The 22,820-nt window shown below is 73.6% G+C and carries 15 protein-coding genes and 1 pseudogene; 13 read left to right on the top strand and 3 right to left on the bottom strand.

The genetic code is table 11. The features are described from left to right. Positions 1-12: 12 nt before the first annotated feature. Genes E3Z34_RS10550 through E3Z34_RS19495 form a run of 4 tightly spaced genes read left to right on the top strand, consistent with a single transcriptional unit; the run spans position 13 to position 5,347 of the window. Positions 13-3,234: a bifunctional [glutamine synthetase] adenylyltransferase/[glutamine synthetase]-adenylyl-L-tyrosine phosphorylase gene (locus tag E3Z34_RS10550; protein WP_134773557.1), complete on the top strand. Its 3,222-nt coding sequence runs from the start codon at positions 13-15 to the stop codon at positions 3,232-3,234. Between the two features lie 9 nt (positions 3,235-3,243). Continuing rightward, positions 3,244-3,873 (top strand): hypothetical protein, encoded by a 630-nt coding sequence (locus tag E3Z34_RS17700; protein WP_158288659.1) that lies wholly within the window; start codon positions 3,244-3,246, stop codon positions 3,871-3,873. Next, positions 3,870-4,574 carry a HisA/HisF-related TIM barrel protein gene (locus E3Z34_RS10540; RefSeq protein WP_134773556.1) on the top strand — a complete coding sequence of 235 codons (705 nt, stop codon included), beginning with the start codon at positions 3,870-3,872 and terminating at the stop codon, positions 4,572-4,574. Before E3Z34_RS17700 ends, E3Z34_RS10540 begins: the two co-directional genes overlap by 4 nt. After that, a complete protein-coding gene (locus E3Z34_RS19495) occupies positions 4,571-5,347 on the top strand; it encodes an SseB family protein (RefSeq protein ID WP_170213009.1) in 777 nt (258 codons plus the stop codon). The genes E3Z34_RS10540 and E3Z34_RS19495 overlap by 4 nt, the downstream gene beginning before the upstream one ends. Before the next feature lie 81 nt (positions 5,348-5,428). Here the strand turns inward: E3Z34_RS19495 and E3Z34_RS10530 are convergent, their stop codons facing one another. Together E3Z34_RS10530 and E3Z34_RS10525 are read right to left on the bottom strand one after the other, a co-directional pair. Then, entirely contained in the window at positions 5,429-7,015 is a 1,587-nt protein-coding gene (locus E3Z34_RS10530; RefSeq protein ID WP_134773554.1) for a catalase, read from the bottom strand. After that, positions 7,012-7,515, bottom strand: coding sequence for a Fur family transcriptional regulator (locus E3Z34_RS10525; RefSeq protein ID WP_134773553.1), 504 nt, complete (start codon positions 7,513-7,515; stop codon positions 7,012-7,014). The genes E3Z34_RS10530 and E3Z34_RS10525 overlap by 4 nt, the downstream gene beginning before the upstream one ends. Positions 7,516-7,729: 214 nt before the next feature. Here E3Z34_RS10525 and E3Z34_RS10520 point away from each other — a divergent pair, with 214 nt between their 5' ends. The 6 genes from E3Z34_RS10520 (at position 7,730) to E3Z34_RS10495 (ending at position 17,339) form a co-directional block, all read left to right on the top strand. Further along, complete coding sequence (locus E3Z34_RS10520; protein ID WP_134773552.1) at positions 7,730-8,284, top strand: winged helix-turn-helix domain-containing protein; 555 nt, start codon at positions 7,730-7,732, stop codon at positions 8,282-8,284. 151 nt (positions 8,285-8,435) lie between these two features. Continuing rightward, the gene (locus E3Z34_RS10515; RefSeq protein WP_134773551.1) at positions 8,436-14,774 is read left to right on the top strand and encodes a choice-of-anchor J domain-containing protein; all 6,339 of its coding nucleotides are present in this window, start codon (positions 8,436-8,438) and stop codon (positions 14,772-14,774) included. Between the two features lie 331 nt (positions 14,775-15,105). Next, positions 15,106-15,765 (top strand): translation initiation factor IF-3, encoded by a 660-nt coding sequence (gene infC / locus E3Z34_RS10510; RefSeq protein ID WP_134773550.1) that lies wholly within the window; start codon positions 15,106-15,108, stop codon positions 15,763-15,765. Between the two features lie 91 nt (positions 15,766-15,856). Next, a complete protein-coding gene (gene rpmI, locus E3Z34_RS10505; protein ID WP_134773549.1) occupies positions 15,857-16,051 on the top strand; it encodes a 50S ribosomal protein L35 in 195 nt (64 codons plus the stop codon). A gap of 63 nt (positions 16,052-16,114) precedes the next feature. Continuing rightward, the gene (rplT, locus tag E3Z34_RS10500) at positions 16,115-16,495 is read left to right on the top strand and encodes a 50S ribosomal protein L20 (RefSeq protein WP_134773548.1); all 381 of its coding nucleotides are present in this window, start codon (positions 16,115-16,117) and stop codon (positions 16,493-16,495) included. 25 nt (positions 16,496-16,520) lie between these two features. Next, positions 16,521-17,339, top strand: a complete 819-nt coding sequence (locus E3Z34_RS10495) for a TrmH family RNA methyltransferase (RefSeq protein WP_134773547.1) — start codon at positions 16,521-16,523, stop codon at positions 17,337-17,339. 18 nt (positions 17,340-17,357) lie between these two features. On the opposite strand, the gene E3Z34_RS10490 is transcribed toward E3Z34_RS10495, so the two are convergent. Next, positions 17,358-18,299: a DUF368 domain-containing protein gene (locus tag E3Z34_RS10490; RefSeq protein WP_134773546.1), complete on the bottom strand. Its 942-nt coding sequence runs from the start codon at positions 18,297-18,299 to the stop codon at positions 17,358-17,360. Positions 18,300-18,403: 104 nt separating this feature from the next. Between E3Z34_RS10490 and pheS the strand changes: the two genes are divergently transcribed. The 3 genes and pseudogenes from pheS to E3Z34_RS10475 all read left to right on the top strand — a co-directional run bounded on the left by pheS (position 18,404) and on the right by E3Z34_RS10475 (position 22,817). Further along, a complete protein-coding gene (pheS, locus tag E3Z34_RS10485; protein ID WP_134773545.1) occupies positions 18,404-19,498 on the top strand; it encodes a phenylalanine--tRNA ligase subunit alpha in 1,095 nt (364 codons plus the stop codon). Further along, positions 19,498-22,056, top strand: a pseudogene (gene pheT / locus E3Z34_RS10480) (phenylalanine--tRNA ligase subunit beta). The gene pheS and the pseudogene pheT overlap by 1 nt, the downstream one beginning before the upstream one ends. Next, positions 22,053-22,817 (top strand): SDR family NAD(P)-dependent oxidoreductase, encoded by a 765-nt coding sequence (locus E3Z34_RS10475; RefSeq protein ID WP_134773544.1) that lies wholly within the window; start codon positions 22,053-22,055, stop codon positions 22,815-22,817. The pseudogene pheT and the gene E3Z34_RS10475 overlap by 4 nt, the downstream one beginning before the upstream one ends. Positions 22,818-22,820 lie beyond the last annotated feature (3 nt).

Below are 22,820 nucleotides of genomic sequence, written 5' to 3'. Positions count from 1 at the left end.
GCACGGCAGGCCGTGACGCACGACCCCACCGCGCGCCGCCCCCGCGGGGGGCGGGACCGCTCCGCCGGGAACGACACGGTCGGTGTCGCGGAGCTCGCACGCGCGGGGTTCGCCGACGGCCGCCGCGCCGCCCAGCTGCTGGCCGAGGTGCGCGGCCGGCTGGCCGACGACGGGGACGGCGCCGCACCGGGCGTCGACGTGCCCGCGCTGGTGGGGGACCTGGGTGCGGTGGCCGACCCCGACGCCGCCCTGCTGGCCCTCGCGCGCCTGCTGGATCCCCGGAGCACCGGGCGCGACGGCCGTCCGTCCGCCCGGCCGGCGCTGCCGCTCGTGCGGGACGGGGGGGAGCCGCGTCGGCGGCTCCTGTCCGTGCTCGGCGGGTCCGTCGCGCTGGGTGACCACCTGCTCAGCCACCCCGAGCACGTGACCGAGGTGGGGGAGGGGCTCGCACCGGAGCCGTGGGCGGTCGTGGAGGCGGTGCGTGGTCTGGAGGGCCGGGAGGGGGCGGACGCCCTCCGCGTGGCCTACCGCCGCCAGCTGGTCAGGGTCGCCGCGGCGGACCTGACCTCACCGGACCCCGTCGCGCTGGTGCCGACGGTGGGGGCGGCGCTGGCCGACCTGGCGGCGGCGGCGCTGGAGGGTGCGGTGCTGCTGGCCCGGGCGGAGACCGAGGGCGAGGAGGGCTGCACCTTCGCCGTGGTGGGCATGGGCAAGACCGGCGGCCGGGAGCTCAACTACCTCAGCGACGTCGACGTCATCTTCCTCGCCGCCCCGCACGAGGGTGGGGACGAGGCGGACGCCCTGGCCGTCGGGGCCCGGCTGGCCAGCGCGGTCATGCGCATCTGCGGGCAGTCGACCGGGGAGGGGACCCTCTGGCAGGTCGACGCCGCGCTGCGGCCCGAGGGCAAGCGCGGCCCGCTGGTCCGGTCCCTGCACTCGCACCGCGAGTACTACCAGCGGTGGGCGAAGACGTGGGAGTTCCAGGCCCTGCTCAAGGCCCGCATCGTGGCCGGGGACACCGGGTTGGGGGAGGAGTGGCTCGAGCTGGTGCGGCCCATGGTCTGGGAGGCGTCGGGGCGCGAGGACTTCGTCGACGAGGTGCAGGCGATGCGCCGACGGGTGGAGGAGCACGTCCGCAAGGACGAGGCCGAGCGGCAGATCAAGCTGGGTCCCGGAGGGCTGCGCGACATCGAGTTCAGCGTGCAGCTGCTCCAGCTCGTCCACGGCCGCGCCGACGAGACCCTGCGCTCGGGCACCACGCTGGAGGCCCTGCACGCCCTCACCGCAGGAGGCTACGTCGGGCGCGAGGACGCGAAGGTTCTCGACGGGGCGTACCGGCTGCTGCGCGCGATGGAGCACCGCGTCCAGCTGCACCGCCTGCGCCGCACGCACCTCATCCCGACCTCACCGGCCGAGCTGCGCCGGCTGGGTCGGTCGCTGGGGGAGCGCGGCGAGGCCGACCGGGCAGTCCTGCAGCGCTGGCGGGAGGTGCGCAGGGACGTGCGCAGACTGCACGAGCGCCTGTTCTACCGGCCGCTGCTGTCCGCCGTGGCCCGCCTGTCCACGGACGAGGCGCGCCTCTCCCCGGAGGCGGCGCGGGCCCGGCTGGCGGCCCTGGGCTTCCGGGACCCGGCCGGGGCGATGCGGCACCTGGAGTCGCTCACCGACGGGGTGAGCCGGCGGGCCACCATCCAGCGCCACCTGCTGCCGGTGATGCTCTCCTGGTTCGCCGACGGCGCCGACCCGGACGCCGGGCTGCTGGCCTTCCGGCAGATCAGCGACGCCCTCGGCGGCACGCACTGGTACCTCGGCATGCTCCGGGACGAGGGCACCGCCGCGCAGCGCCTGGCCCGGGTCCTTTCCTCGAGCAGGTATGCCGTGGACCTGCTCCTGCGCAACCCCGAGACGGTGGCGCTGCTGGGGGACCGGACCGGTCTGGTCCCGCCGGACAGGGAGTCCCTCCAGCGCCGGATGGCGGCCGCCGCCGGCCGGCAGGCCAAGGGGGAGGAGGCGTTCACCGCCATCCGCTCGGTGCGGGCGCGGGAGCTGGTGCGGATCACCCTGGGCCACCTCGGCGCCGACTGGGACAGCGGGACCGTGCGCCGCGCCCTGAGCGAGCTCGCCGACGCCTACCTCGAGGCGGCCCTCGAGCTGGCGCACCGGCGCGTCCTCGAGCAGCGGGGGGAGGAGCCGGCCACCGCCCTGCTCGTGGTGGGCATGGGGCGCCTCGGTGGCGGGGAGATGGGGTACGCCAGCGACGCGGACGTGATGTTCGTCCACGACCCCCTGCCCGGGGTCGACCCCGACGTGGCCGCGGCCCAGGCCGCGGACGTCGTGGCCGAGCTGCGGCGGGGGCTCGCGGGCAGCGGGCCGGACCCGACGCTGGGCCTGGACGCCGACCTGCGGCCGGAGGGACGGTCGGGTCCGTTGGTGCGCACCCTGGACAGCTACCGCACCTACTACGCCCGCTGGTCGGCCGGGTGGGAGTCGCAGGCCCTCCTGCGGGCCAGGCCGGTGGCCGGGGACCCGGGCCTGGCCGAGCGGTTCGTGGCGCTGATCGAGCCCCTGCGCTGGCCCGAGGGGGGCATCGCCCCGCAGGCCGTGCGGGAGATCCGCACCCTCAAGGCGCGCATGGAGGCCGAGCGCCTCCCCCGGGGGGCCGACCCGCGCACCCACCTCAAGCTGGGTCTGGGAGGGTTGTCGGACGTCGAGTGGGTCGTGCAGCTGCTCCAGATGCAGCACGCCCACGAGCACCCCGGCCTGCGGACCACGAGCACCCTGGAGGCGATGGACGCGGCGGTGGAGGCAGGCCTGCTGTCCGAGGAGGACGCCGGAGCGCTGCGCACGGCGTGGGTCCTGGCCTCGCGGCTGCGGGACGCAGGGGTCATCTGGCGGGGCCGCCCGGTCGACAGCGTCCCCAGCGACGTGCGGGACGCGGAGGGGATCTCCCGCATCCTCGGGCATCCTCCGGGGCGGGGCGCGGACCGGGCGCAGGAGTGGCGACGCGCGGCCCGGCACGCGCGGGTGGTGGTCGAGCGCTTGCTCTACGGCGGTCGGGCGCCCCGCTCCGGACCGGGCTCGGTCGGCGGTGCGGGTCCCCGTCGGTTCGGCGCGACGCGCCCCCGGACCGTCCCCCCTCGGGGCGGTGCCGACGCCTTCGGCCGCCCCCGGGTCGTCCCGCCTCGTCGGCATCCCCGGCCGGGCGGGCCCGGGCCGGACCCCGGGTCTTCGTAGGATGGCCGGGTGAGCGCCCCCGACCAGACCGACGTCGCGATCGTCCTGGCCGCCGGCCCCCGCCCGGAGGTGGACGCGTGGGTGCAGGCCGGCGTGGTGCCCGTCACCGTCGTGCCCCTGGACCGGTGGACCGCGGTGATCGGTCGGGGCCGGTCCCGGGCGGGGGCACCCTACGACGACGGGGGGTTGGTCCTGGCGGCCCGGTCGCTGGGCCCCAGGGCGGGGCCGGGGCTGGGCTTCTTCGTCCTCGACGGCCGGGCCGTCATCACCGTCCACGCGCCCGGGCGGCGACGGGCGGTGCGGTGGGTCGTCTGGGCCCCGGACGCGGGACTGCTCCGGCCACCCGGGCTCGACCTGGCCGGACCGGGTGAGATCGTCGCCGTGGCCGGCTGCGCACCCTCGGTGCGGGAGGAGCTGGTGGAGCTGCTGCACGAGACCAGCGTGCGTCCGCACCGCATGCTGCAGGCGGTCATGGCCACGCTGGAGCTGCCCGGCACCCGGCTCGTCGAGGAGCCGGAGCACGCCGACGGGCTCCAGGAGGTCGCGCACCACGCACCGGACCCCCGGCAGGTGGGCTGGTTCGACGACGCCGTCAGGGACACGGTCCGGCTGCGCCGTGAGCTGGGGGCCCTGCCGTGAGCGGTCTGACGCTGCTGCCGGCCGTCGACGTGGCCGACGGTCGGGCGAGCCAGGTCGTCGAGGGCCCCACGGACGCCTGGGCCGCGGCGATGCGCTGGGTGCGGGAGGGTGCGGGGTGGATCCACCTGGTCGACCTCGACCGCGCGTTCGGTCGCGGTGACAACGCCGTCCTGCTCGAGGACCTGGTGAGGAGGCTCCCGGTGCCCGTCCAGCTCTCGGGCGGGATCGCCGACCTGCCGACCCTGGACTGGGCCCTGGGGACGGGCGCCGCACGGGTCGTCCTGGCCGCCGCGGCCCTCGCGGACCGGGAGATGGTCTCCCGGGCCGTGGCCGACCACGGGGACCGGGTGGTCGTGGCGGTGGACGTCCGGGACGGACGGGTCGTCAGCCGGGGCACCGACCTGGACCTCGGGCCGGTGGGCGAGCTGCTGCGCGACCACCCGGTCTCCGGTCCGGCCGTCCGCCACCTCCTGGTGGCCGACGCCTCCCGCGACGGCACCCGCACCGGGAGCGACCTCGACCTCTTCGCACAGGTCGCCGACCTCGTCCAGGCACGGGTGATCGCCTCCGGCGGGGTGTCCTCGTTGACCGACCTGCAGGCGCTCGCCCGGCTCCACCCCCGCGTGGGCGAGGTGGTCCTGGGGTCGGCGCTCTACCACTCCGCGTTCACCCTGGAGCAGGCCCTGGAGGTGTGCCGGTGAGCTCAGGTCGGCACCGGTTCACCGGTCACCGGCCCGCCGCCGGCCACGACACCGGGGGTGTCCCCTGGTCCGGGCGGACGCTCACGGGCACCGGCTTCGACGGCGACCAGGGTGCGGCCGACCCGCGGCTGGCCGCCCTCCTCGCGCGGCCCGACGATGACCGCGACGAGCGCGAGCTGGTCGCGGTCCTCGCCACCGCCCGCCTGATCGTGCCGATCGTCGCGGTGCCGAGCGAGGTCGACGAGAGCAGCGGCATACCCGTCGACGCCGTGAGCGACATGGCCGCGGTGACCCTCGTCGCCCCCGACGGCCAGCAGGCCATGCCGGCCTTCACGAGCACCGCCGCCCTGGCGGCCTGGGACCCCCAGGCCCGTCCCGTGCCGGTCACCGCGCAACGGGCGGCGCTCGCCGCGGCGCAGGAGGGCTGCCACGTCATGCCCCTCGACCTGGCACCGCCCCCGGGGCCGGCGGCCTGGACCCTGCGTCCGTCCATGGTGTGGGCCCTGGCCCGCGGCCGCGAGTGGGTCCCGTCGCACCAGGACCCGGTGGTGGCCGCCACCCTGGCGGAGGCGGTCGCCGAGCAGCCCGCCGTGGCCGGGCACCGGCTGGACCCCGGGCCCGAGGGCGCCCTGCAGGTGACCCTGGCGCTCCGACCCGGTCTCCGGCAGGAGCAGGTCCGGGACGTCCTCGCCGGCGTGGGGGAGCGGTTGGCGGGGGAGGACGACTGCCGCGAGCGGATCGACGCCCTCACCTTCCGGCTCACCACCGCCTGAGGCAAGCAGGACGGCCCCGCACCCGGTGGGTGCGGGGCCGTCCTGCTCCCACCGCGGTGGCGGGGGCAGCGTCGGAGGTGCTCAGCGGTGGCCGGCGTAGGTGTCGCCGGCCTCCTCGCGCAGCCCGGCGGGGACGTCCTGCGGGGCCTCGGCGCCCGGGACGTGGTCGGACCCGGCGTCCGCCTCGGCGGCCGCGCGGATGCGCTCGCCGATCTCCTGGTCCACGTTGCGCCAGTAGTCGTAGACCCGGGAGCGGATCTGCGGCTCCACGTCGCCCATCATCCCGGCCACGGTCCGGACCAGGCGCTCGCGGGCGCCGTCGTCGAAGACCTCGCGCACCAGCGTGCCGGCCTGACCGAAGTCGTCGTCGTCCTGGCGGAGCTGGTAGGCGGCCCGGACGAGCTGACCGTCGGCCTCCCAGCCGTTCTCGACCGGACCCTGCTGGTCCGCCCAGGGGCGGCCGTAGGAGTTCGTGACGTAGGTCGGCTGGCTCCCGGAGTGCAGGTAGGCCATCGGACCGTCGAACTGGTAGGCGTTCACCTGGGTCTTCGGCTGGTTCACCGGCAGGTGGGTGAAGTTGGCGCCGATGCGGTGCCGCTGGGCGTCCGGGTAGGAGAAGACGCGCGCCAGCAACATCTTGTCGGGGGAGACCCCGGTGCCCGGGACCATGTTGGAGGGGCTGAACGCGACCTGCTCGATCTGGGCGAACCAGTTCTGCGGGTTGCGGTCCAGCGTCATCCGGCCGACCTCGTGCAGCGGGTAGTCGGCGTGCGGCCAGACCTTGGTCAGGTCGAACGGGTTATAGCGGTAGGTCCTGGCCTCCTCGTAGGGCATGACCTGCACCGACAGCTTCCACGACGGGTGGTCACCGCGCTCGATGGCGTCGAACAGGTCCCGACGGTGGTAGTCGGCGTCCTGGCCCGCGAGCTGCTCGGCCTCCTCGTTGGTCAGCGTCTCCACGCCCTGGTCGGAGTGCCAGTGGTACTTCACGAAGAACCGCTCGCCGTCGCCGTTGACCCACATGTAGGTGTGCGAGGAGTAGCCGTTCATGTGACGCCAGGTCTTCGGCAGGCCGCGGTCACCCATGAGGTAGGTGACCTGGTGCGCCGACTCCGGGTTGTGGGTCCAGAAGTCCCACTGCATGGTGGCCGAGCGCAGGCCCGAGTCGGGCAGCCGACGCTGGGAGCGGATGAAGTTGGGGAACTTCATGGGGTCCCGCACGAAGAAGACCGGCGTGTTGTTGCCGACGATGTCGAGGTTGCCCTCGTCGGTGTAGAAGCGGACGGCGAAGCCGCGCACGTCCCGCCAGGTGTCGGGGGAGCCCTGCTCGCCCGCGACGGTGGAGAACCGCGTGATCGTCTCGGCCGTCGCGCCGGGCTGGAAGACGGCGGCCTTGGTCCACCGGGAGACGTCCTGGGTGACCTGGAAGGTGCCGAAGGCACCCGAGCCCTTGGCGTGCGGCAGTCGCTCCGGCACCTTCTCGCGGTCGAAGCTGGCCAGGGACTCGATGAGGGCGACGTCGTGGAGCAGCAGCGGTCCGTCGGCGCCGACGGACAGGCTGTTGCGGTCGGAGTCGTTCGGGGCTCCGTTGCTCGTGGTCGAGCCGGTGGGGGAGCCGCCGGTGCCGCTGTGCTCGGCGTTGACGTAGCCGTGGAGGGTGTCGGTCATGCCTTCTCCTTCTTCGTGGGTTGCGTGATGGTCCGGGAGGTATGAGGTGAGGTGCCGGGTCGGCCGCCGGGGTCCGCGGCCGTGCGGCACGTGGAGCAGGCCCCCCAGTAGATGACCTCGGCCTCGTCGACGGCGAACCCGAGCGCCTCGGCCTGGCCGGGGTCGAGGCAGGGCGCCGCGGCGCCGTCGCACGGCACGTCGACGATGGTGTGGCAGTCGCGGCAGACGACGTGGTGGTGGTTGTCCCCCTGGTCCACCTCGTAGCGCGCGACGGAGTGGGCGGGCTGGATGCGCCGGAGCAGACCACGGTCGGTCAACGAGCTCAGCACGTCGTAGACGCCCTGGACGGAGATACCGGTGCTCCGCTGACGGGTGAGCTGCAGGATCGCGGTCGCGTCGGAGTGGGGGTGCTGGTCCAGCACCTCCAGGACCGCCACCCTCGGCGCCGTCACGCGCAGGCCCGCGCTGCGCAGCAGGTCCGTCGGCGGCAGGGTCGGCATGCCACGACGCTACCACTTCTCTTGAACCCTTCAAGATTAGGGTGCCCCGCCCGTCCGTGGCCGTACCCGACCACCGAGGTCACGACTCGGTAAGGAGTTGGTCAAGACGGCCCTGACCAGCCTGCTCGTCCCCTAGGGTGGATGGACGACGGGGCCTCCGGGGGGTCCCGCGCTCGGGGAAGGCGCAGGGGTGACCGGACGAACGACGGCTGTCATGGTGGTCGTCCTGTCACCGAGGACCGCCGAGCACGTCGAGATGATCGCCGGCTCCGGCTGGCCGGGGCCGGTGCTCGTGGTGGGCTCGGTGACCGAGGCCCAGCAGGTGCTCTCCGGGGCCCCGCTCCGCCCGGTCCACGCGGTCGGCACACCACCCGCCCCGGTGGCGGCGGCACCGCAGGAGGCCGCAGGGATGGTCCTTGACGCAGACCGGCGGCTGGTCGCCCACGGGACGTCGGTGCAGCGCCTCACCCCCCTGGAGTACGGCGTCCTGGAGGTCCTGCTCCGTTCCCCTGGCCGCGTGCATCGGTACGCCGAGCTCACCCGCACCGTGTGGGGGGTCCACTACACCGGGGACACCTCCTCGCTCCACGCCCTCGTGCGCCGGCTCCGGCGCAAGCTCGAGGCCGTCGGTGCGCCCGTCGAGCTCGAGGCCGTCCGGGGCGTCGGTTTCCGGCTGGGCCGTGACAGCGCCGCTGACGAGGACGGCGCCGTCCACGGCGATGGCGGTGACGACGACGACACGGTCGGGATCGCCGCGGCCGGGAGCTGAGCGGGCGCCTCGACGACGGTCGGGGCCCGGTGTGCACCGAATGCCCATCTTGTGCACGGATTGTGCACGTTCTGTCGTTGTATCCCTCCCGACCCGTGCCTAGCCTCGGCGTGGGTGACGTCCGTCACCCACCTCAAGGGAGAGGAATTCCATGGAACCGACAGGTCGACGACGCTGGTGGGCCACCCTGGCCGCCACGTCGCTGGTGACCTCGGGGTTGGCGATGGCGCCCGCAACGGCTGCCCCCACCGATCCCGCAGGGCCGAGCTCCGGAGACAAGATCGACTCCGAGGTCTCGGCGCAGATGGAGGCCGAGGGCCGGACGGACGTCTGGGTCCGTTTCGCCGACCGGCCCGACATGACGCAGTTCGAGGGGATCGCAGACTGGGACGCACGAGGGCAGGCGGTGGTCGATGCCCTCACGGCGACGGCCGAGGCCAGCCAGGACGACGTGCGCGACCGTCTGGATGAGGAGGGCGTCACCTACCAGGCTTTCTGGGCCACCAACTCCATCCGGGTCTCGGCCGCCGACAGCGGTCTGGTGACCGAGCTCGCCCGCGAGGCCGAGATCGAGGGCATCTACCCGACGATGCAGATCGAGGTCCCCGAGACCCGGCCGGCCGAGCTGGAGAAGGCGCCGGCCGCGATCGAGTGGGGCGTGGGAGACATCAACGCCCCCGAGGTCTGGGACGACCTCGGCGTCCTCGGCGACGGCATCGTCGTCGCCTCGATCGACACCGGCGTGCAGTTCAACCACCCGGCCCTGGTGAACCAGTACCGGGGCAACAACGGCGACGGCACCTTCGACCACAACTACAGCTGGTTCGACGCGGCGGGCACCTCACCCACGGTGCCCAACGACACGAACGGTCACGGGACCCACGTCACCGGCACGATGGTCGGCACCGACGGTGGCGCCAACCAGATCGGGGTCGCCCCGGGTGCCAGGTGGATCGCGGCCAACGGCTGCTGCCCCTCCGACGCCGCGCTCATCGCCTCCGGCGAGTGGATGCTGGCGCCCCGGGACCTGGCCGGGCAGAACCCGGACGTGAGCAAGCGCCCGCACATCATCAACAACTCCTGGGGGACGACGGCGCCGTCGAACGACCCCTTCATGGAGGACATCATCGAGGCCTGGGCGGCCGCGGGTCAGTTCGGCGTCTTCGCCAACGGCAACTCCGGCCCGGCCTGCAACACCTCCGGGTCGCCGGGCAGCCGCACCATCGCCTACTCCGTGGGCAACTACAACAGCAGCCACGTCATCGCCTCCAGCTCCGGCCGGGGCGCGGGCCAGGACGGCACGATCAAGCCCGACATCTCCGCCCCGGGCTCGTCGGTCCGCTCCGCGGTGCCCGGCAACGGCTACGCGTCCTACACCGGGACCTCCATGGCCTCGCCGCACGTGGCGGGTGCGGTGGCCCTCCTGTGGTCCGGTTCACCGGCGCTGGCCGGGGACGTCCAGGCGACCCGCGACCTGCTCGACGGCACCGCCATCGACACGGCGAACGCCCAGTGCGGCGGCACGCCGGAGAACAACAACGTCTTCGGCGAGGGACGGCTCGACGCCCTCGCGCTGCTGTCCGACGCGCCCATGGACGACGTGGGCACCCTGAACGGCGTGGTCACCGACGCGGCCGACGACTCGGCGATCGCCGGGGCCCAGGTGCAGCTCGTGGGTCCGCTCGAGCGGACCCTGGTCACCAACGACGAGGGCGCCTACAACGCCCTGCTGTCGGCCGGCGACTACGCGATGACCGTGAGCTCGTTCGGCTACGAGACCCACACCCAGAACGTCACCGTCCCGGCCGAGGAGACGGTCACGGTCGACGTGGCCCTCGACCCGGCCGAGGTGGCCACGGTCAGCGGCGTGATCACCGACGGTTCCGGCTACGGCTTCCCGCTGTACGCCCGGATCTCGGTGGACGGGACGCCGGAGGCCACCTACTCCGACCCGGAGACCGGTGCCTACTCCCTCGACATCCCGTCGGGAGCCACCTACACCCTGACGGTCCAGGTGCAGTACGACGGGTACACCACGCCCGCACGCGAGGTGACCGTCGAGGGTGACACCACGGAGGACTTCGCGGTCCCCGTCGACTCGGTCACCTGCTCCGCCCCCGGCTACCAGGTCGAGACGGACGGGCTCTGGGAGACCTTCGACGAGCCCACCCTGCCCGCGGGCTGGGAGAACGTCGACCACCTCGGCAACGGCCACGTGTGGCGCTTCGACGACCACGGTGGCGAGGGCAACCTCACCGGAGGGACCGGTGGCTTCGCCATCGCCAACTCCGACGCCTACGGGTCCGGCACGCAGACGTCCACCACCCTGGTGACGCCGCCGCTGGACCTGTCCGGCGACGAGACCCCCGCCGTGGGCTTCAGGATGGACTACCGTCACCTGTCCACCAGCTCGGCGGCCGTGAAGGTCAGCCTCGACGGTGGGGAGACCTGGGAGACGGTCCAGCAGTGGACCGCGAGCGCCCGGGGACCGCGCGAGGAGCTGGTCCCGCTGCCGCAGGCGGCGGGCGAGAGTGACGTGCGCGTCGGGTTCACCTACGACGCGCCGGGCTGGCACTGGTGGTGGCAGCTCGACGACGTCTTCGTCGGCGAGCGTGCCTGCGTCCCGGCCGGAGAGGGCGGGTATGTCGTGGGCAACGTCTACGACGGCGCCGACACCGGCATCGTCGGTGCCACGGTGACCAACCTCGAGGCGGGGGACCAGACGGCGACCACCGTCGCCACCCCCGCGGACGAGAACCTCGACGACGGCTTCTACTCGATCTTCTCCGACACCCCGGGGGAGAACACCTTCGAGGCCTCGGCCGGCGACTACGAGACCCAGACCCAGGACGTGGTGGTCGAGGACGGCGACGCCGTCCGTGCCGACTTCGTGCTGGGTTCCGGCCTGCTGAGCGTCGACCCGACGCAGATCGAGTCGACGCAGGAGCAGGACGAGGTCGTCGAGCACACGCTGACGGTCACCAACGACGGCACCGCTGACGCCGAGGTCGAGCTCCTGGAGCGCGGCGGAGGTTATATCGCCCCCGCGGGCAGCAGCGAGGCCGCCGTCGTCACCCGGGAGGTCCCGACCTCCTTCGCGGCGCAGGCCGGGTCCTCGGACGAGGTCGGCACCGCGCCCGCCGTCGGGTCCGCCAACGACCCGTGGGAGGCCCTGCCGGACCACCCGCGCGTCGTGATGGACAACCGGGTGGTCAACCTGGACGGGGTCTACTACTCCCTGGGTGGCACCACCGGGACGGCCAGCTTCGCCGACGTGAACTACCTCGACCCCGAGGTGGGTACGTGGGCGGCCGCCACCCCGATGCCCGAGGCCCGGTCCGCCGTGACGGCGGGCGCCGTCGACGGCCGGATCGTCGTCGCGGGCGGCTGGGTCGGTGCCGGCGTGTCGACGGGGACGTTGATCTACGACCCCTCCGCCGACAGCTGGAGCACGGGCGCCTCGGCACCGGCCGGACGGTCCGCCGCGGGCACCGCGGTGGTCGACGGCACGCTCTACTCGGTCGGTGGCTGCACCACGAGCGACTGCACGCCGATGAGCAGCACGGTGATGGCCTACGACGTCGCGGCCGACACCTGGCAGACGCTGGCCAGCTACCCCACCGCCGTGGCCTTCGCCGCGTGCGGGGCGGTCGACGGCCAGGTCCTCTGCTCGGGCGGCAACCCCGGTTCGGGTGGGATCACGGCGAGCTACGCCTACGACCCGGCGGCCGACACCTGGACCGCTCTCCCCGCGGCGCCGGTGGCCCACTGGGCGGCCGGCTCGGCGGGCGCGAACGGCATGCTCGTCGTCCAGGGCGGTGTTCAGGGGGCGGCGGTCAGCAACGCGACCCACGCCTTCGACACCGCCACCGACGCCTGGGTCAGCCTGCCCCCGGCCGCCGTCGGGGTCTACCGCGGGTCGATCGCCTGCGGCGTCGCCAAGGTCGGTGGCTCCACCGGTGGGTTCACCCCCGTCGCCGCGGCCGAGCACCTGCCCGGTCTCGACGACTGCGGGCAGGTGACGGAGGTCGACTGGATGGACGCCGACCCCCAGGCCTTCACGGTGCCGGCCGGTGAGTCCGTCGAGGTGACGGTCACCACCGACTCCACCGCGCTGGACCCGGGGACCTACACCGCGGCGCTCCGCGTCCGCAGCGACACCCCGCAGTCCGTCGGGGACGTCCCGGTCACCATGACCGTCACGGGCGACCTGCCCGGGACGCCGGCGATCGAGGTGACCCCGGAGTCGCTGGACTCCACCCAGGACCAGGGTGAGGTCACCGACCACGAGCTCACGATCGCCAACACCGGCACCGCCGAGCTGACCTGGTCGATCGACGAGGCCGAGGCCGACGCGGGCGTCAGCCCGGGCGCGTCGCCGACACTGCCCCGGGGCGCCGACCGCGCCGCCGGCCAGCAGGTCGACGGACAGGCTCCGGCCGTGGTGGCGCCGTTGGCCTCACCGGCGGCGACCAGCACGCTGGTGGAGGGCTTCGAGAACATCGAGGGTCTGCCCGGCGCCGGTTGGGCGATGACCAACAACAGCGAGCCGGTCGGCCTGACCAGCTGGTTCCAGGGCAACCCGGACGTCTTCCCGGCCCACCAGGGCTCCCCGGAGGAGTACGTCGGTGCCAACTTCAACAGCGCCGGCGACTCCCCGGGCAACATCAGCAACTGGCTGATGACCCCGGAGCTGGACCTGGTGAACGGCTCCGAGCTCTCCTTCTGGACCCGGGCGGCCGGCGGGCAGTGGCCCGACCGGCTCGAGGTCCGGATGTCGACCGCCGGTGCCAGCACCGACGCGGGCAGCGGCTACTCCGGTGTGGGTGACTTCACCGAGCGGCTGCTGGTCATCAACGAGGGTCTCGGCTCCGACTACCCCGCCGTGTGGACCCAGTACACGGTGGAGGTCGAGGGTCTGGAGGCCTCGACCACCGGCCGTCTCGCCTTCCGGTACCACGTCCCCGACGGGGGACCGGTGGGGATCAACTCCGACTACATCGGCATCGACACGGTCAGCTACGAGGCTGCGGACGACACCCCGCCGCCGCCCCCGTCGCAGTGCGAGACGCCGACGGACGTGGAGTGGCTGTCGGTGGACCCGGCCAGCGGCACGACGGCTGCCGGTGGGACGAGCACGGTCACGGTCACCCTGGACGCGACCGGTCTGGCACCGGGCGCGTACGAGGCGCAGCTGTGCGTCACCAGCGACGACACCAGCACCCCGCTGGTGCAGGTGCCGGTGACCATGACGGTCGAGGAGGCCGTGCCGGTCCCCGAGGGCTTCATCGAGGTCGACCCGACGTCGGTGGAGCACGAGGTGGAGCCCGGTGGCTCGCAGACCAGTGAGGTGACCTTCTCCAACACCGGTGACGGGAGCGCCGAGGTGGTCCTGTCGGAGGACGCGGACTGGTTGAGCCTGGACCCGGGCGCGTTCGACGTGGCGGCCGGGAACGCGGTGGACGTGGCCTTCACCACGGACGCCGCGGGCCTGGAGGCCGGCACCTACACCACGGAGGTGGACATCACCACCGACACCGACCAGGACCTGGCGCCGATCCCTGTGACCCTGACGGTCCTGGAGGCTCCGGTGGAGCCGGTGGAGGTGCAGCGGTGGGCCGGTGCGAACCGGTACGGCACGGCCGCGGTGATCTCGGGCACGTACGAGCCGGGTGTGCCGGTGGTGTTCATCGCCACGGGCGTGGACTACCCGGACGCGCTGAGCGGTTCGGCGCTGGCGGGGTCGATGGACTCCCCGGTGCTGCTGACCCGCCCGGGCGGGTTGCCGTCGGCGACGGCGGCCGAGCTGGAGCGTCTGGACCCGCAGCGGGTCGTGGTGCTCGGTGGTCCGGGTGCGGTCTCGGACGTGGTGCTGGCGCAGGCCGGCGCGGCGGCCGGGGTGCAGGCCGAGCGGGTCTACGGGTCGAACAGGTACGGCACCGCGGCTGCGGTGGCGGGCGAGTTCGGGACCGCGGAGCGGGTGTTCGTGGCTACTGGTGTGGACTACCCGGACGCGTTGTCCGCGGCGGCCCGTGCCGGTGCTGTGGACTCTCCGGTGCTGCTGGTGCGGCGGGACTCGATCCCGTCCACGACGGCGGCGGCGCTGGACGCCCTGGACCCCTCGCAGATCACCGTCCTCGGTGGTGAGGGTGCGGTCGACCAGTCGGTGGTGGAGGAGCTGCGTTCGTGGGCTCCGACCCAGCGGGTGGGTGGCCTGAACCGGTACGTCACCTCGGCCCGGCTCTTCGCCGAGGTCGTGTCCGCCGAGACGGTGTACGTCGCCTCGGGCCAGAACTGGCCGGACGCGCTGGCCGGCGGGGCGAAGGCGGGCTCGGACCACGAGCCGCTGCTGATCACCCGTCAGCACAGCCTGCCGCAGGTCATCGTGGACGCGCTGCACCGTCTCGACCCTGACCGGGTCGTGGTGCTCGGTGGCGAGGTCGCGGTGTCCGAGGACGTGGTGGAGGAGCTGCGAGGTCTGCGCGACTGACCAGCCCCGCCCCGCACACGTGGTGCCCCGTCGACCGACCGGTCGGCGGGGCACCGCCCGTTCTGCTACCATCGATCCTTGACCAGTTGGGCGCCCCCGGGTGCCTGACGTGCAAGAGGGGCCTTGGCCCCCACCCGCGTCGACCTCAGGGTCGCCGGGTCCCTGGTCCCGCACCTCGGTCCGCCGACCGTGGTGAGTGTATGACGTGGGCAGCCACGGCATACCCCGCCCGGTCCGCCGGAGTGGACGGGCCGGTGGTGGAGGCCTCTTGCGCACCTGGTGCCAGGAGGCCTTTCTGGTGCCCGAGGGCCTGGAAGAACGACGAAGGAGCATGCACATCAGCGAGCCTCGCATCAACGACCGCATCCGAGTTCCCGAGGTGCGGCTGGTCGGCCCCAACGGGGAGCAGGTCGGCATCGTGCGCGTGGAGGACGCGCTGCGACTGGCGGCCGAGGCCGATCTCGACCTGGTCGAGGTCGCCCCGCAGGCGCGTCCGCCGGTCGCCAAGCTCATGGACTTCGGCAAGTTCAAGTACGAAGCCGCCATGAAGGCCCGGGAGGCCCGGAAGAACCAGATCAACACGGTCATCAAGGAGATCAAGCTCCGGCCCAAGATCGACAGCCACGACTACGGCACCAAGAAGGGCCACGTCGAGCGCTTCCTCAAGGCCGGGGACAAGGTCAAGGTCACCATCATGTTCCGTGGCCGCGAGCAGTCCCGCCCGGAGCTGGGCTTCCGTCTCCTGCAGCGCCTGGCCGAGGACGTCGCAGAGCTGGGCTTCGTCGAGAGCTCCCCCAAGCAGGACGGCCGCAACATGGTCATGGTGCTGGGCCCGACCAAGAAGAAGACCGCTGTCCGTCAGGAGAAGAAGCGCGACGTCGAGCGCGCGGAGGCGCAGGCCGCCGAGCCGCAGGCCGCCGAGCCGCAGGCCGACACCGCGACCAGCGTGACGGACGCCCCGGCACCGACCGAGGCGACGGACGCCTCCTGAGTCCAGGGCAGGAGCCCTGGACCCCCGCAGACCACCGCACCCACCTCGCCCGGCCAGCGCCGGGCGGACACCGCACGAAGGAGACCGGCTCATGCCGAAGATGAAGACCCACAGCGGTGCCAAGAAGCGCTTCCGCGTCACCGGCACCGGCAAGATCATGCACCAGCGCGCCCGCCACGTGCACAAGTTCCAGGAGCGGACCTCCCAGGCCGCCCGTCGCCTGGCCAACGACAAGACGGTGGCCCCCGCCGACGTCCGCAAGGTCAAGAAGATGCTCGGCCTGTAGGCCCGAGCCTCCGGCAGATCCTCATCCCCCTTTCTCGCACGTAACTAGTCAAGGAGAACTCACGTGGCACGCGTGAAGCGGGCGGTCAACGCCCACAAGAAGCGCCGGGTCGTCCTGGAGCGCGCCAGCGGCTACCGCGGTCAGCGCAGCCGGCTCTACCGCAAGGCCAAGGAGCAGGTCACCCACTCGCTGGTCTACTCGTACAACGACCGGCGCAAGCGCAAGGGTGACTTCCGTCGCCTCTGGATCCAGCGCATCAACGCCGGCGCCCGCGCCAACGGCATGACCTACAACCGGTTCGTCCAGGGCCTCAAGGCCGCCGGTGTCGAGGTCGACCGCCGCATGCTGGCCGAGCTGGCGGTCAACGACGAGGCGGCCTTCGCCGCGCTGGTCGAGATCGCCCGCGTCAACGTCCCCACCGAGGGCGAGACCTCCGCGGCCTGAGCCGCCACCGACGACGCCCCGGCGCATGACCGAGCCCTCCCCGCAGCTGAGCAGTCCGCGCAGCGAACGGGTCCGCCAGGTCGCGGCGCTGGGGCGTCGCGCTGCCCGCGAGCGGTCGGGGACCTTCCTGGTGGAGGGGCCGCAGGCCGTGCGCGAGCTGCTGCTCCACGCGGCCGCGGACGCGGTCGCCCTCTACCTGTCCGAGGCGGCCGGCGCCCGGTATGCCGATCTGGTCCGGCACGCGCAGGACGCCGGGGTGCCGATCTGGTCGTGCACGGAGGCCGTCCTCGTGGCGATGGCCGACACCGGCACCCCCCAGGGCGTGCTGGCCGTGGCCCGCCGGGTCGACGTCCCCCTCGAGGTCGCGCTCGACGCGCTCGGGGAGGACGGGTTCGCCGTCGTGCTCACCCACGTGCGGGACCCCGGCAACGCCGGGACCGTGCTGCGCGGGGCCGACGCCTTCGGGGCCGGTGCGGTGCTGGTCAGCGCGGCGTCCGTGGACCTCTACAACCCCAAGGTCGTGCGCTCGACCGCGGGCTCCCTCTTCCACCTCCCGGTCAGCCTGGGCACCCCGGTGGACGACCTGCTCGGGGCGTGCCGGGCCCGCGGGGTCCGCCTGCTGGCGGCGGACGGGAGCGGGACCACCCTGCTGCCCGACGCCGACCTGTCCGGTCGGCACGCGTGGGTGATGGGCAACGAGGCGTGGGGTCTGCCTGGCGAGGTGCTCGAGCGCTGCGACCAGACGGTCGCCATCCCCATCCGGCGCGCCGAGTCGCTCAACCTGGCCATGGCGGCGACGGTCTGCCTGCACGCCTCGGCCGCCGCGCGCTCCGCCACGGCCTGACCGCGAGCCCCTCGGGGGTCACCGCCCGGGCGTCGGCTCCCGGTCGTCCTCGTCCTCGGCCACGTGCCGGGCGTCCTCGAGGGCGTGCTGGTACTCCTCGCCCCGGCGACCCAGCCACCCCAGTCCGAGCACCAGGGCGGCCCCGGCCAGGAAGAGACCGAACGGCAGCGCCAGGTCCGGGCCCGGGGGCAGGAGGCCGCGGTCCTCGTCCTGCCAGGGCCACAGCGCACGGACCGCCCCGGCCATCACCCCGGTCACCACGACCAGGGTCGTCACGTGGTGGTGCTCCAGGAGGTGCTCCAGCACCCGCACGAAGAGGGCGAGGCCGAGGACGAGGCCGGCTCCGAAGACGAGCAGGTAGGCCCACTGACGTTCGTTGAGGGCGGTGATGGTGGGGGTGTAGAGCCCGAGGGTCAGGAGCAGGAACGAGCCGGACAACCCGGGCAGGGCCAGGGCGCAGACCGCTACCGCGGCGGCGAGGAAGACCAGGGGCAGGGAGACCGGCAGCTCCTGCGGCGGCAGGCCGACCAGCAGGAAGGTGCCCGCGGCGACGGCCGCGGCCAGGCCGGCCCGCGGCCAGGTCCACGCCGGTCCCACCATCCCCGCCGGCACCGTGATCGCGGCGATGCTCATGCCGAGGAAGAGGGCGAGGGTGGGCACGGGGTGGTCCTCCACGAGGGGGCCGAGGACGCGCGCCCCGACGAGCACGGCCGGGACCATCCCGAGCAGGACGGGCACGACGACGTCCCAGCGCACCTGGGCGAGCTCGGCGCGTGCGGCCGCGCGGTCGGTCAGCACGAGGCGGGCGGCACCGACGAGGTGCCCCGCCGAGGTGATGAGCCGTTCGTAGACACCGACGATGAGCGCCACGGTGCCGCCGCTGATGCCGGGCACCACCTCGGACAGACCGATCGCGGCACCCCGGGCAGCGTGGATCACGGGCGTGAGGGGGGATGGCATGGCCCCAAGGTTAGGCGGTGCTCCCAGGGGTCGGTGACGCTCGCGCCAGGCCGACGGACAAACCCGGTCGAGGTCGGCACCGGTCGCTGCCTAGACTTGCTCGGGTGTCCGGACCCAACAGCAACTACGACCCGGTCGAGGTCGCTGCCCTCGCGCCCGAGGCTATCGAGGCCGCCGTCAGCGACGCCCTGAGCGCGATCGCGGCCGCCAGCACGCTCGAGGAGCTCAAGGTTGCGCGGCTGGCGCACCAGGGGGAGAGGTCCGCCCTGGCCCTGGCGAACCGCGAGATCGGCGCCCTCCCGCCCAGCGCCAAGGCCGAGGCGGGCCGACGCGTCGGCCAGGCCCGGGGTCGGGTCGGCGGGGCGTTGACCGCCCGCCAGGCCGAGCTCGAGGCCGAGCGGGACGAGCGGATCCTGGTGGAGGAGGCGCTGGATCTCACGGCGCTCCCGGCGCGCCGTCCCCTCGGTCGCCGGCACGTCCTCACCGTCACCGCCGAGCGGATGGCCGACGTCATGGTCGGTCTGGGGTGGGAGATCGCCGAGGGTCCCGCCGTCGAGGCCGAGTGGTTCAACTTCGACGCGCTGAACTTCGACAAGGACCACCCCGCGCGCCAGATGCAGGACACCTTCTTCGTCGACCCCGGGGACGCCGGTCTCGTGCTGCGCACGCACACCTCTCCGGTCCAGGCCCGCTCCCTGCTCGAGCGCGGCGTGCCGCTCTACGTCGCGGTGCCGGGCAAGACCTTCCGGACCGACGAGCTGGACGCCACGCACACGCCGGTGTTCCACCAGCTGGAGGGTCTGGCGGTCGACGAGGGGCTGACGATGGCACACCTCAAGGGCACCCTGGACCGGCTCGCCGAGGCGATGTTCGGCGAGGGGATCGTCAGCCGGCTGCGCCCGGCCTACTTCCCCTTCACCGAGCCGAGCGCGGAGATGGACTTCCAGTGCTTCGTCTGCCGCGGGGACGACCAGGGGTGCCGGACGTGCGGTGGCACCGGCTGGATCGAGTGGGGCGGGTGCGGCATGGTCCACCACAACGTCCTGCGCGCCTGTGGCGTCGACCCCGAGCGCTACCAGGGCTTCGCCTTCGGGATGGGCGTGGAGCGCACCGCGATGTTCCGCCACGGCATCACCGACATGCGGGAGATGATCGAGGGAGACGTGCGCTTCAACGCGCAGTTCGGGATGGAGATCTGATGCGGGTTCCGGTCGACTGGCTGGGCGAGTACGTCGAGCTGCCGGAGGGGGTGACCGGTGCGCAGATCGCCGCCGACCTCGTGGCCGTGGGGCTGGAGGAGGAGGGGCTGCACACCAGCGGCGTCGGCGGGCCCCTCGTCGTCGGCCGCGTGCTCGAGAAGCACCCTGAGCCGCAGAAGAACGGCAGGACGATCAACTGGTGCCAGGTGGACGTCGGCCACGCGAACGGCAGCGGCGAGCCGCAGGGTGTCGTGTGCGGCGCGCACAACTTCGAGGTCGGCGACCTCGTGGCGGTCATCCTGCCCGGTGGTGTCCTGCCGACGCCCCAGGGTCCGCTGACCATCTCGGCGCGCAAGACCTACGGGCACGTCTCCGCCGGGATGATCTGCTCCGTGCGCGAGCTCGGCATCGGGGACGACCACGACGGCATCATCGTGCTGCCCCACCTGCTCGGGCCGGACCGGGTGCAGCAGCTGGGCCTGACCCCCGGCGACGACCTGGTCGGCGTCCTGGGCCTGGACCGCGAGGTCGTCGAGGTCAACGTCACCCCGGACCGCGGCTACTGCTTCAGCATCCGCGGCATCGCCCGGGAGTACTCCCACTCGACGGGGGCCGCATACCGCGACCCCGCCGACCTGGAGGTGGACCCGGCCACGGCCGACGGGTATGCCGTGGAGCTGCGCGACGAGGCGCCCCCCGCGGTGTCGCCGGCTGCGACCCGTTACGTGGCGCGGATCGTGCGCGGCATCGACCGACCCGGCAGACGCCGGAGTGGATGGCCCGCAGGCTGACCGAGGCGGGGATGCGCCCGATCGGGCTGGCCGTCGACGTCACCAACTACGTCATGCTCGCCCTGGGGCAGCCGCTGCACGCCTTCGACCTGGCCACGCTGGAGCGCCGATCGTGGTGCGGCGGGCACGGGCGGGGGAGCGGCTGCGCACCCTCGACGACGTCGACCGCGAGCTGCACCCCGAGGACCTGCTCATCACCTGCGGCCCCGACGGCGAGCGCATCCTGGCGCTCGCCGGCGTCATGGGCGGCGAGGACGGCGAGGTCACGCCCGGGCGGACGACCGACGTGCTGGTCGAGTCGGCCCACTTCGACGCCCGCACCGTGGCGCGCACCTCCCGTCGGACAGGCTGTCGAGCGAGGCGGCCAAGCGCTTCGAGCGCGGGGTCGACCCTGCCGTCGCCGCGGCGGCCGCGCAGCTGGCCGTCGACCTGCTGGTCGAGCACGGCGGCGGCACCGCCGACCCGGCGATCACCGACCGCGACGAGCGGGTGAGCACGACGATGCCGGCGATCCAGCTCGACCTGGGCATGCCCACCGCCTACGTCGGCGTCGACTACGGCCCGGCACGGGTCGTCGAGGTGCTCACCATGATCGGCTGCGAGGTCACGCCGGAGGACGCGACGCTGCCCGGGACCGTCAGTGTCGTCCCGCCGACCTGGCGCCCGGACCTCACCGACGCCCCGACCCTGGTGGAGGAGGTCGCGCGGATCGACGGCTACGACAAGATCCCCTCGGTGGTGCCCCGGGCGATCGGCGGGCGGGGTCTCACGCACGCCCAGCGCTCGCGCCGCGCCGTCGCGGGAGCCCTGGCGGGGCAGGGCCTGCACGAGGTGCTGACCTACCCGTTCATCGGTGCTCCCCGGTTCGACGAGCTCAGTCTGGCCGCCGACGACCCGCGGCGTGCCGCCCTGCGGCTGGCCAACCCGTTGTCGGACGAGGCGCCGCTGATGCGCACCGAGCTGCTGCAGACGCTGCCCGAGGCGCTGCGGCGCAACATCTCGCGCGGGACGCGGGACGTCGCGCTCTTCGAGATCGACACCGTCACCCTGCCGGACCACTCGGCGAGCGCGCCGGTCCCCGACGTCGGGCAGCGGCCCGACGACGGGACGCTGGAGACGATCCGTGCGGCGGTCCCGGCACAGCCGTGGCACGTCGCCCTCGTCGCCGCGGGGCTGGCCGACCGGGCCGGGTGGTGGGGCAGCGGCCGTTCCCTCGACGTCACCGACGTCGCCGCGTGGGCACACGCGGTGGCCGACACCCTGGGGGTGGAGCTGCGCCGACGGCCGGCCGGGCGCGCGCCCTTCCACCCCGGCCGCTGCGTCGAGCTGACCCTGGTCGACGGCACGACCGTGGGCTGGGCCGGTGAGCTGCACCCCAAGGTCAACCAGCGGCTCGGCCTGCCCGAGCGCACCAGCGCCGCCGAGCTGGACCTGGAGGTCCTGGTCCGGGCCAGCGACCACCGCACCCAGGTGGGTCTCCTGTCCACCCAGCCGATGGCGGCCTCCGACGTGGCCCTCGTCGTCCCGCTCCCGGTGCGCTACGCCGACGTCGAGGAGTCGCTGCGTGCCGGCGCCGGCGACCTGCTCGAGAGCATCGCCCTCTTCGACGTCTACGTGGGCGACCAGATCGGCGCCGACCAGCAGTCGCTGGCCTTCCGGATGCACTTCCGCGCCCCGGACCGGACGCTGACGACCGAGGAGGTCAACGCCGCCCGCGACGCGGCCGTGGCCCGGGCCGCGCGCGATCACGGGGCGGTGCAGCGATGAGCCGGGTCGCCCTGGTGACCGGGGCCTCGCGCGGGATCGGCGACCACGTCGTCCGCGCCCTGCTGGGCGCAGGCTGGGTCGTCGTCGGGCTGTCCCGTTCGGGCCGGGTGGCTGAGGGTGCCGAGGGCCTGAGCTGCGACGTCACCGACGCCGAGGCGGTCGGGACGGCGGTCAACCACGTCGTCGGGACCCACGGACGGATCGACCTGCTGGTCAACAACGCCGGGCTCATCGAGACCGAGCAGCCGCTGTGGGACGCCGACGTGGACGAGTGGTGGCAGGTGATGGTCACCAACGTCCGGGGGCCCTTCCTGCTCACCCGCGCGGTGGTCCCCCACATGATCGAGGCCGGGGGCGGCCGGGTCATCAACCTCAACTCGGGGTCCGGCACGCGGGAGAGCGACGTGCTGACCGCATACCACGCCTCCAAGTCGGCCCTGGCCCGCCTCACCGGCGGGGTGGCTCTGGCCGGTGCCCCGCACGGCGTGCGCGCCTTCGACCTGGCCCCCGGGGTGGTCGAGTCCGACATGACGCACTCGATGGAGCTGCACCGCGGCCGCACCGAGTGGACCGACCCGAAGGACGTCACCGCGCTCGTGCTGGCTCTCGCCGACGGGGAGCTGGACGGCTTCAGCGGCCGCTTCCTGCGGGCCGGCACCGACGACCTGGAAGAGTTGCGCCGCCGTTCCCGGGAGGGGCTCGGCGACGGGGCCCGGATGCTGCGGCTGCGCCCCTGGGGCGACGACGACCCGGTCGCCTGAGCT

This window comes from Ornithinimicrobium flavum (assembly GCF_004526345.1).
Taxonomy (GTDB): domain Bacteria; phylum Actinomycetota; class Actinomycetes; order Actinomycetales; family Dermatophilaceae; genus Ornithinicoccus; species Ornithinicoccus flavus.
Note: the sequence above shows the minus strand (reverse complement) of the source record. Positions and strands in the feature narration are given on the sequence as shown.

Coding starts and splice junctions, on each gene's coding strand:
- E3Z34_RS10520 (WP_134773552.1), top strand. CDS start 7,730: ATGGTGGTCGTCCTGTCACCGAGGACCGCCGAGCACGTCGAGATGATC.
- rpmI (WP_134773549.1), top strand. CDS start 15,857: ATGCCGAAGATGAAGACCCACAGCGGTGCCAAGAAGCGCTTCCGCGTC.
- E3Z34_RS10530 (WP_134773554.1), bottom strand. CDS start 7,015: ATGACCGACACCCTCCACGGCTACGTCAACGCCGAGCACAGCGGCACC.
- E3Z34_RS10525 (WP_134773553.1), bottom strand. CDS start 7,515: ATGCCGACCCTGCCGCCGACGGACCTGCTGCGCAGCGCGGGCCTGCGC.
- E3Z34_RS10490 (WP_134773546.1), bottom strand. CDS start 18,299: ATGCCATCCCCCCTCACGCCCGTGATCCACGCTGCCCGGGGTGCCGCG.
- E3Z34_RS10495 (WP_134773547.1), top strand. CDS start 16,521: ATGACCGAGCCCTCCCCGCAGCTGAGCAGTCCGCGCAGCGAACGGGTC.
- E3Z34_RS10475 (WP_134773544.1), top strand. CDS start 22,053: ATGAGCCGGGTCGCCCTGGTGACCGGGGCCTCGCGCGGGATCGGCGAC.
- E3Z34_RS10515 (WP_134773551.1), top strand. CDS start 8,436: ATGGAACCGACAGGTCGACGACGCTGGTGGGCCACCCTGGCCGCCACG.
- infC (WP_134773550.1), top strand. CDS start 15,106: ATGCACATCAGCGAGCCTCGCATCAACGACCGCATCCGAGTTCCCGAG.